Origin of the sequence: Erwinia mallotivora, assembly GCF_000590885.1 — a bacterium.
GTDB lineage: Bacteria > Pseudomonadota > Gammaproteobacteria > Enterobacterales > Enterobacteriaceae > Erwinia > Erwinia mallotivora.
Genome location: NZ_JFHN01000020.1, coordinates 79690 through 91987, shown reverse-complemented (window position 1 = coordinate 91987; position 12298 = coordinate 79690). Strand labels below are relative to the sequence as shown.

Genomic DNA, 12298 nt, shown 5'->3' with positions numbered 1-12298 from the left:
TGGCTACCGCTGCCATATTTTGCGGCAGACTGAATACGCCAGCGCCCAGCATGGAACTCAACACCAACGCCGTGAGGGCGGTAAGACCTAATTTTTTGTTCAAAACACATCCTGAAAGCAGAACGAAAATCCGTAACGGCGAGGGGATCCGCAAAATTTTACTTAAATCACATTAACCGGCGGCGATTCTAACGGAGTGACTCAGACAGATGCAATGTTAAAACAGGGAATTGCGCAGACCAGGCAGGAAATACTCAGGAGGGTGAGGGGATCGCGGGATCCCCTCCGTAAGCCAGCTATTTAAACAGATCGGCAGAAACCGTCAGGTTGCCGCCACTCTGGTTCGACCACTGGCGAGTGATATGGTAATACTTCGCCCCTTTTGCAATTGCTGCGCGACCGACAGCTTCCGAGATTTCAGTTGGCGTACCGAAATGCCCGGTAAAGGTGACGCTGTCAAAAGGCTGCATTTGCGCTGCGGTAACCGCATTCACTTCCTGCACGCTTTTGCCATCTGGCGCTTTTATTGTGTAGCGCTCATTACTTGATGTCTGAGTTTCGAAGAAGCGACCGACTTTATTGGTTGGCGATTCAGATGAGGCCACGCCGGGGATCTGTACTGTCTTCGCCGCCGCACCGCCGGTGGCAAGCGCCGCTTTACCTGCCTGAGAATCTGCCGGAATCAAATCAGGCGACTGAACTTTACGCGCTGGCGCATCTGCTTTATAGATGTAAGCTGTAATGTACTGATTGCCGCCGCTGTTGGCATCAATCTGCCGGATAATAAAGAAAGAGGCCGCACCTTTGTCTTTCGCCTTTTTAGTCACCGCATCATTCACATCTGGCTGGCTGCGGTAAAAACCCGTTACGGTGACGGTATCATAAGGTTCCAGGCGGAATGCTTCACTTTTAGTCAGTTCACGAACGCCATTGATAATACGGTCTTTGTTTCCGGATGCTTTTGGGGCATCAGCATGGTAAAGGTCGGCCACCACACGCCAGTTGCCGCCATTGCCATTGGTATCGTTGATTCCCTGAACGTAAAAGGCGGCTGCACCCAGCTCATCGGCACGTTTTGAAACAGCGGCGGTGGCATCACCAATTGCGTTGAAGCGACCTGAAATAGCTATACGATCAAAGGGTTTCAGCGCGGCCGCTTTTTCCGGCGTCAGTTCCTGTGCCGCGTATGCGGATAATGATGTGAGTGACAACAGGGCTGATGCCAGAATGGTATTCTTCAGCTTCATAAAAATAATCCTTCGCCTTGCGCAAAAAATGAGTACGAAAACGTTCTGGACTCTTGATGTGTAACAGATTAGCTGCCGATTATTGCATGTAATAATGCATCCTGTCTCAGCCATTTTGAGCGTAATGAGATGGTTGGTAAAAATACCCGCGTTAATTTTTTAAAAAAATGTTAATTGTCGGGTATTTGTTTTTACATTCAGGGCAATCATTTGATTTGCAATCCCGGCAAGGTTAATGGTTTGTTAAATAATGAATTAAAAAATGAAAATTAATGCTTTTGTTTGATAAATAACGCATTTAATCAGCTCAATCCATTCACAATTTGGTCACTCCACAGTATATCTGGCCTCTTATGTTTATTTATCAATAAAAACTTTTTCAGGCTTACGTAATAGCTGGATCATCAAGGGTATTTTCAGTAGGTTATAACAGTTTGTAACACTCCTGTCAGGCCGCTGGCCCACGCAGTGAGGACCAGTATCATCTCACCTCTGATGAAGGGAATATTATGCTAATTGGAATAACCCGGGAGCGATTGCCCAATGAAGCACGCGTTGCCGCAACCCCCAAAACGGTGGAGCAACTACTGACATTAGGTTTCAGCGTCACCGTTGAACGTGGAGCAGGCAAACTGGCCAGTTTCGACGATGACGCCTATCTTGCTGCCGGAGCGACTGTTACCGATACAGCCAGCGTCTGGCAGGCAGATATTGTCATGAAGGTAAATGCACCAACGGATGAAGAGATCGCACTGTCTCGTGAAGGCTGCACCCTGATAAGTTTCATCTGGCCTGCACAGAATCCTGAACTACTGGAAAAACTGGCCGAAAGAAAAGTGACCGTGATGTCGATGGATGCGGTCCCTCGAATTTCGCGGGCGCAATCGCTTGATGCACTCAGCTCCATGGCAAATATTGCCGGCTATCGGGCAATCATTGAAGCGGCACATGAGTTTGGACGCTTCTTTGCCGGACAGATCACTGCGGCGGGCAAAGTTCCTCCGGCCAGGGTGATGGTTATTGGCGCGGGTGTTGCCGGTCTGGCCGCTATCGGTGCCGCAGGAAGTCTGGGGGCCGTGGTACGTGCATTTGATACCCGTCCCGAAGTGAAAGAGCAGGTCCGGAGCATGGGAGCTGAATTTCTTGAGCTGGATTTTAAAGAGGAAGCGGGCAGTGGTGATGGCTACGCCAAAGTGATGTCAGAGGCTTTTATCAAGGCAGAAATGGCTCTCTTTGCTGCGCAGGCTAAAGAAGTAGACATTATTGTCACCACCGCGTTAATTCCGGGACGTCCGGCACCAAAACTGATCACGGCGGAAATGGTCGCCACGATGAAACCCGGCAGTGTTATTGTCGACCTGGCCGCTCAAACCGGTGGCAACTGTGAACTGACCGTCGCGGACCAGGTCACCACCACCGACAATGGTGTCAAAATTATTGGTTATACCGACCTGCCATCCCGCCTGCCAGGCCAGTCTTCACAGCTGTATGGCACCAACCTGGTTAATCTGCTTAAACTGCTGTGTAAGGAGAAAAACGGTGAAATTCAGGTTGATTTTGATGACGTGGTTATTCGGGGCGTCACCGTTATTCGTGATGGTGATGTGACCTGGCCTGCTCCCGCCATTCAGGTTTCTGCCACGCCGAAAGCTGTCACCACTGCGGCCCGACAGCCTGAGAAAGTTGAAGCTAAACCCGTCTCTCCGCTACGAAAATATGCATTGCTGGCGCTGGCCGTGGTGCTGTTTGGCTGGTTTGCAAATGTCGCACCGCCCGCATTTTTGTCTCACTTCACCGTCTTTGCCCTCTCCTGCGTAGTGGGATACTACGTGGTATGGAATGTCAGTCATGCTCTCCATACCCCTCTGATGTCAGTAACCAACGCAATTTCCGGGATCATTGTGGTGGGTGCCGTATTGCAAATAAGCCACGGTGGGTGGGTCAGTTTTCTGTCCTTTATCGCCGTTCTGATCGCCAGCATCAATATTTTTGGTGGTTTCACCGTGACTCAGCGCATGCTGAAAATGTTTCGTAAAAACTAAGGGGTAATCAATGTCTGGTGGATTAGTTACAGCAGCATACATTGTTGCCGCGATTCTGTTTATTTGCAGCCTGGCTGGCCTGTCGAAACACGAAACGTCCAGACAGGGTAACCTGTTTGGTATCAGTGGCATGGCCATCGCTTTGTTAGCCACTCTCTTTGGCCCGGACAGCGGCAATGTGAGTTGGGTTCTGCTGGCGATGGTGGTTGGTGGCGCTATTGGTGTCAGACTGGCACAGAAAGTCGAAATGACTGAAATGCCGGAGCTGGTTGCGGTACTGCACAGCTTTGTTGGCCTTGCCGCCGTGCTGGTGGGTTTCAACAGCTATCTGGACCATGCTCCGGGTATGGAGCCGGTACTCGAGAACATTCATCTCACCGAAGTTTTCGTTGGTATTTTCATTGGTGCGGTCACCTTCACCGGTTCACTGGTCGCCTTTGGTAAGCTGTGCGGTAAGTTATCATCGCGTCCTCTGATGCTGCCTCATCGCCACAAACTTAATCTGCTGGCACTGGTGGTTTCACTGTGTCTGTTGATTATTTTCGTTCGCACCGACAGTACCGCAATGCAGGTGTTTGCACTGATTCTGATGACCCTTATTGCGCTGGCTTTTGGCTGGCACCTGGTGTCCTCAATTGGCGGGGCAGATATGCCTGTCGTAGTTTCGATGCTTAACTCTTATTCCGGTTGGGCAGCGGCAGCGGCGGGCTTTATGCTCAGTAACGATCTGCTGATTGTTACCGGTGCGCTGGTTGGTTCGAGCGGGGCGATACTCTCATACATCATGTGCAAAGCGATGAACCGCTCTTTCATCAGCGTAATCGCCGGTGGCTTTGGTACTGACACCAGCTCGGGCGGGGAAAGTGAAGAAGTGGGTGAGCATCGCGAAATCGATGTTCAGGGAACGGCTGAACTGCTCAATAACTCCCGTACGGTAATTATCACTCCGGGATACGGCATGGCAGTGGCGCAGGCGCAATATCCGGTTGCTGAGATAACAGAAAAACTGCGCGCCAGAGGAATTAATGTTCGTTTTGGTATTCATCCGGTGGCTGGCCGTCTGCCGGGACACATGAATGTGCTGCTGGCGGAGGCAAAGGTTCCTTACGATATTGTGCTGGAGATGGACGAAATTAATGACGATTTCGCAGAGACCGATACGGTGCTGGTGATTGGCGCTAATGATACCGTGAATCCGGCTGCGCAGGAGGATCCACACAGTCCAATTGCAGGTATGCCGGTACTGGAAGTCTGGAAAGCACAGAACGTGGTGGTATTTAAACGCTCAATGAATACCGGTTATGCCGGGGTGCAGAATCCGCTGTTCTTTAAGGAAAACACCCAGATGCTGTTCGGGGATGCAAAAGCTACCGTTGATGCAATTCTTAAAGCGCTGTAAACCATCGGACTACAGGGTTCCAGCCAACCGGCATCTGACCGAAATCTTTCCGATCTGATGACAGAAAGCCCCGGCGTCATAGCCGGGGCTTTCTTATTGCTGCGGGTCACAGATGTTATCTGACTGGTACTGATAAGAGTCTGATGCTGCGGTATCGTAAACCAGCACTTACCTTAACCCTCTGTTTTGAGGAACAGGGCAGAATTACTGGTGACCTCACACCAGCGTCAGTCATCCTCATCATCATCCAGTTCTACCGGCGAGATAAATCCATCCGGTTTTATCGCCAGCAAATCGCAGCGAAGATGATCAATAACCTGCTCAGCGGTATTCCCCAAAAATGCGGCGGAAAGACCGGTGCGGCCAATGGTTCCCAGTACTACCACGCCAGCATCCAGCTGGGTGGCGATTTCCGGAATCACTTCTTCCGGTAGCCCTTTATCGACGTGGGTGAATTTTTCATCAATGCTGAATTTCTGCCGTAGCGATTTCATTGCCAGCAGGTGCTGTCCGCGAATGGCGTCGTTATAAACGCTCGGGTCGAAATCTGGCAGTTCAATGGCGATATTGATTGGCGTAACAGGGTAAGCGCCGACCAGATGTACTTCGGTATGATTGACCAGCTCAGCCAGTTCCAGCGTTTCCTGTACCAGTTTGGTATTGAGCGGGTCATGATGTGGCTCTTCACTGGCCAGGTTAACGGCGACTATGGCTTTGCCATCCTCTGGCCACGGCTGATCTTTTACCATCCATACCGGGCAGGGGCACTTGCGAAGCAGATGCCAGTCCGTTGGGGTAAACACCACCGCCTGCAACCGGTCATGCTGATGCGTCATCTTCAGTACAAGATCGTGATGGCCATTGAGCACTTCCTGAATGATGGCCTCATAGGGGCGGTTATGCCAGATCACCTTGATGTCAATTTCAACGCCAGCTTCAAGATAGGCGCTGGCCTGCTCACGGATCCATTCTGTACGCTGACTGACCACGCCTTTGCGCATGGTTGTTCGCTCATCGGGGGAAAGCAGGGTGGTCATCTCATAGGAAAAGTCATAGATGGGCAAAAAGGCAGTAATACGTCCACCCAGACGTTGATTGAGATAAACGGCCCGACGAAGCGCTGGCTGATCGTCCTGTTGTGGATCAACAGCCACAAGAATATTTTGATATTTAGCCATAACGGATTCTCCAGATGCTGATCGTTTCAAGATAGCGCAATCTTCAGACTGGCAGAAGAAAATTATCGGCAGTTCAATAAGTAATAATTATCCTGCTAGTTAATTTTCCGCGACTTCAGATTGATGTTACTGCGAGATGGTTAAGAATATAATAATCCTGTTGATGATTTTTACCCACCAGCTTCAGGTATCAGACATATAACTCAGGTGTTTTGGGTCAGCGTATTTTATTGACAATGTTGCACTACTGTCGAATCAACGCCCACCAATCCACAAAACAGGATCCAGCCAATGTTCCACTTGATTTTCAGCCTGCCAGGCTGGTACGTGATTGCGCGATTTATCATTCCTTTGCCGATAACGATGACAGCAAAAATATTACTCTCAGTGCTGGTTTTATCTGCCACACAGTTTTTAATTATCAGTCGTTTTACTTCTGGCTCTGTTTTTTCAGCAGAGATGCCCAGAATCATCATCATTCTTTTCAACTGGGCTTTCTGTTCGGTGTTATTTATTGCCCTGATGCAGTTACTGCTGGATCTGGTCATTCTGACAACGCTGCTTTTTCACCATCCTTTGTCGGGGCTGGAAGTCGTCCGTTACACCCTGGCATTTGTTGCCATGGCTGTGGCGGCTGTGGGTGTCACCCAGGCGATACGTATTCCCAGGCTTAAAGAGGTTGCCATTACTATCAACAATTTGCCTGCCGAATTTGAAGGTTTTCGCATGCTACAACTGACGGATTTACATCTCAGCAGACTGTTCAATGCAGGCTGGAGTTCTGTGCTGGTTGAAAAGGTGGCTGAACTGGACGTTGATCTGATCGTTATAACGGGCGATGTCGTTGATGGAACCGTACAGAATCGCAGAAATGACGTAGAGCCATTGCGCAGGCTCAATGCGCCTGATGGCGTGCTGGCGGTTACGGGTAATCATGAATATTTTTTTGAACAACAGCGTTGGACCGAACACCTGAATTCGCTGGGATTAAAAACGTTGCTGAATAATCATGCGGTAATTTGTCGTGGGGACGCAAAGCTGGTTATTGCCGGTGTTACCGATGCGTCAGCCGGAAGGCGGGGAGCGCCAGGTTCGGATTTAACGAAGGCGCTTGCTGATACGCCCCAGGATGCGCCGGTGATTCTCCTCGATCATCAGCCGCGTAACGCCAGGCGTAATGCGGAGCAGGGCGTGGATTTACAATTATCAGGCCATACCCATGGCGGTCTGATTGCGGGCTTTGATCGTCTGTTTGCCGGTGCTAATGGCGGTTTCGTTTCTGGTCGCTATGATGTGGCAGGGATGCAGCTTTATGTTAACAACGGCACTGCACTGTGGCCGGGTATGGCAATAAGACTGGGGCGACCGTCTGAACTGACCCGAATAACGTTAAAACGTGCAATCCAGTGACAGCGGGTGTCAGGGGCAAAAAGGGGTCATGAACCAGGATTAACAGAACAGGGAAGTAACCTGCCGGGGTGACTCACGAAAGGACTGTTAACCTGGAGACAAACGCCTCAGCCTGCCGACAGTAATATTAAACTGGCAGGGGCTGGACATATGGAATTAAAAAGAAACAAGCCTGGTGATAAATTAAAAATTAAGCCTGCGCAAGCGCAGGCCTGAGGAAAAATCTACGACATCTGTTGATGGCGTTAAAGCCAAAAGTGCCGCAATAAATAAAAAAAATTTGAAAAATACGACCACAATAAAATAAAGATGCATACCTGTTATTTATCAGGCAATAGCACGGCTCTGACCGGCAAGTTCTGACAGAACATCATGATTTTCGATGGTAATATATTTTCCTTTCACCGACAGCATCCCGCTCTTTTGAAAACGGCCAAGCAGTCGACTAATTGTTTCCACGGTCAGACCAAGATAATTGCCAATATCTCCCCGGGTCATGGTCAGGCGAAATTCGCGCTGAGAGAAGCCACGTTCACCAAAACGACGTGACAAACCATAGATAAAAGCGGCCAGCCGTTCTTCGGCATTTTTCTTCGACAGGAGTAATATCATTTCCTGATCCCCTTTAATTTCGCCGCTCATCAGCCGCATCATCTGCTGACGCAGGCTTGGCATCTTACCGGAAAGGTCATCAAGCGTTTCAAATGGGATTTCACACACCATCGCGGTTTCCAGCGCCTGAGAGAAACTGGGGTGATGACCTGCACTGATGGCATCGAAACCAACCAGGTCGCCCGCCAGGTGGAAACCAGTAATCTGTTCATCGCCCTGTTCAGTGATGGTGTAACTTTTTAGCGTCCCGGAGCGGATTGCATACAGTGATTTCAGTTCATCGCCGGCTTTGAACAGAGTCTGGCCTTTCTGGATAGGTTTTTTGCGTTCAATGATATTGTCCAGCTGATCGAGTTCATGCTCGTTCAGCGTGAAGGGAATGCACAGTTGACTGATACTGCAATCCTGACAGTGAATAGCACAACCGCCAGACTGAATACGTCTGCTAATAACTCGCTTTTCAGGGATCATAGTTATGGGCCCAGTTGATTATTGACTGAGGTCAATTTTATCACTTTTTTTTGTTTAAAGGGAACGGGTCAGAGCAGTTTTCGTCTTATTGAAGTCTCTATATCAATTTTAGTGTCACCTCGTTTAAGAATTTATCAAAAAAATAACATCCAACTTATTTCAATAATATTCCAACATAATAATTATCAATAATTGGCATTTTTCAAAAGTGGACGACAGACAGGCAGTAGATAACGATTGCTGTAATGCAGTATAAACTGTGATCTGTCCGCCACTATTTTTACGCCGACAATGGGGAAACGACACGATGAGTCCTGATGATAAAGAGTTGTTTAAAGACGCGATGGAAGATGTTGTCCCGCTGAAAAATCGTGCCAGCACTCTTTGGCTGAAATCTCCTGCACGCCAGGCTCCGCAACATAGCGTTGCAGAACCGTTGCCGCAAAATCCCCTGATCAGCGGTTTGCTGGACATTATCCCTGTTACCACCCCGCTGGAATATAAAGCGCAGGGGATCCAACAGGGGGTGCTGGACAAATTGCGCTGCGGAAAATACCGGCCTGATGCCAGTCTCAATTTGCTGCGCCAACCCACAGAATCCTGCCGACAGATACTCTACCGCTTTATGCTGGAGGCTATGCTGGAAAACTGCCGTAATTTATTGATTATTCATGGTAAAGGCAGCAAAGATACCGCCCACGCAAACATTGTCCGCAGTTATCTGTTTCGTTGGTTGCAACAATTTGAAGAGGTGCAGGCCTTTTGCATCGCCCGTCCCCAGCACGGCGGTAGCGGTGCCTGCTATGTGGGTTTAAGAAAGAGCGAACAGGCACGCGCGGAAAACCGTGAACGACATGCCAAACGCAGCCGTTGACCTCAGGATCCCCGGCCATCTCATCCTGTCGTCATCGGTTTTACTTATGAAAAACTACCACAACGGCGAATAAAAGATTTTCCTTGCGGGAAAGGGGCGTAATTCAGCAAGTGAAGCTTCTTACAATCCGTTATCATACCCGACACTTTTTTCAGGAACCGATGCCAGCCTGCTGAACGGCAGTGGCCCATGGAGCGCTATCGTGGAAAGTATCGCTGCGACAGATGTGCGAACCTTAATCAATGAAGGCAGTATCAGCCGTTACCAGCTACGGATTATTGTTCTTTGCTTTGCCGTGGTGGCAATGGATGGAATGGATATCGCAGTAATGGGGTTTATCGCGCCAACGCTGAAAGCTGCCTGGGGTGTGACTACCCAGCAACTGGGTATGGTGATCAGCGCTGCGCTGATTGGTCTGGCGCTGGGTGCGATGCTGGCCGGCCCGCTGGCGGATCGCTTTGGCCGCCGGAAAATTATCATCGGTAGCGTTTTCTTCTTTGGTATGTGGACGCTGGCGACGGCATTCTCACAGAACATCGATCAGATGATGTTGTTCCGCTTTCTTACCGGGCTGGGACTGGGGGCAGCCATGCCCAATGTAGGGACGCTGGTAGCAGAATATTCTCCTGAGCGTAAACGCGCCTTCATTATTACCGTGGTATTTTGTGGCTTCACTTTTGGCGCTGCCGGTGGTGGATTTGCTGCATCATGGTTGATTCCCAATTTTGGCTGGCATGCGGTACTGGTTGTGGGTGGCTTGCTGCCATTACTGATCGTACCGATGCTGGTCTCGTGGCTACCTGAGTCAGTACGGTTCCTGCTGGCCCGCTATGCCCCGGCTGAGCAGATCCGTAAGATTGTCGAGAAAATGGCACCGGGGAAAATTGACCGTCACAGCGAATTTGCCATGCAGGAGAAAGGGAGCCGCCACGGTTCGGTAAGACTGGTTACCAGCCGTCCTTTTTTGTTGGGCAGCACCATGCTGTGGGGCGGCTATTTTATGGGCCTGTTTCTGGTCTATCTGATCGGCAGCTGGCTGCCTTCTCTGGTCAAAGATATGGGGATGACTGTCACTCAGGCTGCTCTGGTTACCGCCATGTATCAGGCTGGCGGAACGGTAGGTTCGTTGTTTGCTGGTTGGATGATGGACCGTTTTAACGCCAATCTGGCGCTGGCCGCAATCTATTTTGTCGGGGCCATTGCCACTGTGTCTATCGGCTACGCGCTTGCTCATACGCTTACCCTCAGCCTGGTTGCCTTCAGTAGCGGCTTTTGTCTTAATGGCGCGAATACCGGAATGAATGCACTTTCTGCCAGCTATTATCCCACTCATGCGCGGGCCACCGGTTCCAGTTGGATGCACGGTGTTGGCAGGATGGGAGCCATTCTCAGCGCCTTCGTTGGGGCGCAGATGCTCGCTATGGGCTGGAATATCACCCAGGTATTTACCAGCCTTGCAATACCTGCCGTGCTGACATCACTGATGCTGTTGATTAAATATCGTTATGCTCATCATCGTAGCGCCTGAACACGCTGCCGCCCGACCTACACCCTGCGTCGGGCGACACCACAACCCTGCCGATAATCCGCTTTTGCTCCGTTTCCTGCTTCGCGCATCCCCCGGCTGGCCCGATCACAGTTTATGGATTTTTTCCTCAGCACCGTTCAGTTTCCACTAATCTGACAACAGTCAGGACAGGACAGGAGCGGGATGATGACTGATTTATGGGTGAGTGCCGACACTATTCGTGATAATTTTGCCAGCGCAATGTCTGCAATGTATCAGCAGGAAGTCCCGCAGTATGCTGTGTTACTCAAGCTGGTTGCTGAGGTTAATCAGCAGGTGCTTGATCAACAACCAGCGCTGAGACGTCAACTGGCAGAAAGTGGTGAACTTGCCCGGCTGAGTGTTGAACGGCACGGCGCAATCCGCGTTGGCACGGCAGCAGAGCTGTCAATGCTGCGACAGATGTTTGCTGTTATGGGCATGTACCCGGTGGGCTATTACGATCTGAGTCAGGCCGGTGTGCCCGTGCATTCAACGGCTTTTCGGCCGATATCAGACCTCTCGCTTAACCACAATCCTTTCCGCCTGTTTACTTCGCTGCTGCGACTGGATTTGATCGACGCCCTGCCATTACGGCAGAGGGCGACGGAGATTCTGGCGCAGCGTGATATTTTTACTCCACGTTGCCGTGAAATGGTGGCATTACATCAGCAGCAGGGCGGTTTCACCGCTCATCAGGCGGCTGAGTTTATTACCGAATCGCTGGAAACTTTTCGCTGGCATGAGCAGACTACGGTTGACTCCGCCACCTGGCAGGCGTTGCAACAGCAGCATCGCCTGATTGCCGATGTGGTCTGTTTTCCAGGATGTCATATTAATCACCTGACGCCCCGCACGCTGGATATTGACCGCGTGCAGGCGCTGATGCCCCAGCGGGGGATCGTGCCCAAAGCCATTATTGAAGGTCCTCCCCACCGTAAGATTCCTTTATTGCTGCGGCAAACCAGCTTCAGAGCCCTGGATGAGCCAGTGCGCTTTACTGACCGACAACAGGGCATGCACACTGCCAGGTTTGGCGAAATCGAACAGCGAGGCATCGCGCTTACCGCAACAGGCAGAGCATTGTATGATCGGCTGCTGTTGCAGTGTGAAGCGGGCACTGATAACGACATCCATCAACACCAGCTGACAGAGGTTTTCCGGCAATTCCCCGATGATGAACAGACGCTGCGTCAGCAACAGCTGGCATGGTTTCACTATTCGCTGACTGAAAGCGGCAAGGCCGCACCGCAGCGCATTACGCAGTTGCAGGATATTGAGAAACTGCTTGCCGAAGGGTTGATCCGTGCCACGCCAATGATTTATGAAGATTTCCTGCCGGTCAGTGCCGCCGGTATTTTCCAGTCAAACCTGGTCGGTGAAGTAAGAAAAATCAGTCAGGGCAATGCCAGCCGGGTGGCCTTTGAGCAGGCGCTGGGGGCAAATGTGCAGGATGAAATCACGCTTTATGCTGCGCGGCAACAAGCCAGCCTGCAACGCTGCGGGCTGGCATAAAAGA

The 12298-nt window shown here is 50.6% G+C and carries 10 protein-coding genes; 6 read left to right on the top strand and 4 right to left on the bottom strand.

Annotated features, from left to right (window positions below):
- A partial coding sequence (locus tag BG55_RS23130) for a hypothetical protein (RefSeq protein WP_235192698.1) occupies positions 1-103 on the bottom strand: 103 nt, incomplete at its 3' end.
- A gap of 193 nt (positions 104-296) precedes the next feature.
- On the bottom strand, positions 297-1247 hold the full coding sequence (gene ydgH / locus BG55_RS02740) for a DUF1471 family protein YdgH (protein ID WP_034934114.1): 951 nt from the start codon (positions 1245-1247) through the stop codon (positions 297-299).
- Positions 1248-1756: 509 nt separating this feature from the next.
- Between ydgH and pntA the strand changes: the two genes are divergently transcribed.
- Both pntA and pntB read left to right on the top strand, forming a co-directional pair.
- Complete coding sequence (gene pntA / locus BG55_RS02735; RefSeq protein WP_034934112.1) at positions 1757-3289, top strand: Re/Si-specific NAD(P)(+) transhydrogenase subunit alpha; 1533 nt, start codon at positions 1757-1759, stop codon at positions 3287-3289.
- A gap of 10 nt (positions 3290-3299) precedes the next feature.
- Positions 3300-4688: a Re/Si-specific NAD(P)(+) transhydrogenase subunit beta gene (gene pntB, locus BG55_RS02730; RefSeq protein WP_034934110.1), complete on the top strand. Its 1389-nt coding sequence runs from the start codon at positions 3300-3302 to the stop codon at positions 4686-4688.
- A gap of 227 nt (positions 4689-4915) precedes the next feature.
- Here the strand turns inward: pntB and uspE are convergent, their stop codons facing one another.
- The gene (uspE, locus tag BG55_RS02725) at positions 4916-5866 is read right to left on the bottom strand and encodes a universal stress protein UspE (protein ID WP_034934108.1); all 951 of its coding nucleotides are present in this window, start codon (positions 5864-5866) and stop codon (positions 4916-4918) included.
- Between the two features lie 291 nt (positions 5867-6157).
- On the opposite strand from uspE, the gene BG55_RS02720 reads away from it, so the two are divergent.
- Positions 6158-7276 (top strand): metallophosphoesterase, encoded by a 1119-nt coding sequence (locus BG55_RS02720; RefSeq protein ID WP_034934107.1) that lies wholly within the window; start codon positions 6158-6160, stop codon positions 7274-7276.
- Positions 7277-7603: 327 nt separating this feature from the next.
- Here BG55_RS02720 and BG55_RS02715 read toward each other — a convergent pair whose 3' ends face one another.
- Positions 7604-8359, bottom strand: a complete 756-nt coding sequence (locus BG55_RS02715) for a fumarate/nitrate reduction transcriptional regulator Fnr (RefSeq protein ID WP_034934105.1) — start codon at positions 8357-8359, stop codon at positions 7604-7606.
- Positions 8360-8666: 307 nt separating this feature from the next.
- On the opposite strand from BG55_RS02715, the gene smrA reads away from it, so the two are divergent.
- The 3 genes from smrA to hglS all read left to right on the top strand — a co-directional run bounded on the left by smrA (position 8667) and on the right by hglS (position 12294).
- Entirely contained in the window at positions 8667-9233 is a 567-nt protein-coding gene (smrA, locus tag BG55_RS02710; protein WP_034934103.1) for a DNA endonuclease SmrA, read from the top strand.
- A 202-nt stretch (positions 9234-9435) separates the two neighbouring features.
- Positions 9436-10761, top strand: a complete 1326-nt coding sequence (locus tag BG55_RS02705; protein ID WP_034934101.1) for an MFS transporter — start codon at positions 9436-9438, stop codon at positions 10759-10761.
- Positions 10762-10947: 186 nt separating this feature from the next.
- Entirely contained in the window at positions 10948-12294 is a 1347-nt protein-coding gene (gene hglS / locus BG55_RS02700) for a 2-oxoadipate dioxygenase/decarboxylase HglS (RefSeq protein WP_034934099.1), read from the top strand.
- Positions 12295-12298 lie beyond the last annotated feature (4 nt).

Excerpts from the sequence above, each read along its gene's own strand:
- ydgH (WP_034934114.1), bottom strand. The coding sequence starts at position 1,247 with ATGAAGCTGAAGAATACCATTCTGGCATCAGCCCTGTTGTCACTCACA.
- pntA (WP_034934112.1), top strand. The coding sequence starts at position 1,757 with ATGCTAATTGGAATAACCCGGGAGCGATTGCCCAATGAAGCACGCGTT.
- pntB (WP_034934110.1), top strand. The coding sequence starts at position 3,300 with ATGTCTGGTGGATTAGTTACAGCAGCATACATTGTTGCCGCGATTCTG.
- uspE (WP_034934108.1), bottom strand. The coding sequence starts at position 5,866 with ATGGCTAAATATCAAAATATTCTTGTGGCTGTTGATCCACAACAGGAC.
- BG55_RS02720 (WP_034934107.1), top strand. The coding sequence starts at position 6,158 with ATGTTCCACTTGATTTTCAGCCTGCCAGGCTGGTACGTGATTGCGCGA.
- BG55_RS02715 (WP_034934105.1), bottom strand. The coding sequence starts at position 8,359 with ATGATCCCTGAAAAGCGAGTTATTAGCAGACGTATTCAGTCTGGCGGT.
- smrA (WP_034934103.1), top strand. The coding sequence starts at position 8,667 with ATGAGTCCTGATGATAAAGAGTTGTTTAAAGACGCGATGGAAGATGTT.
- hglS (WP_034934099.1), top strand. The coding sequence starts at position 10,948 with ATGACTGATTTATGGGTGAGTGCCGACACTATTCGTGATAATTTTGCC.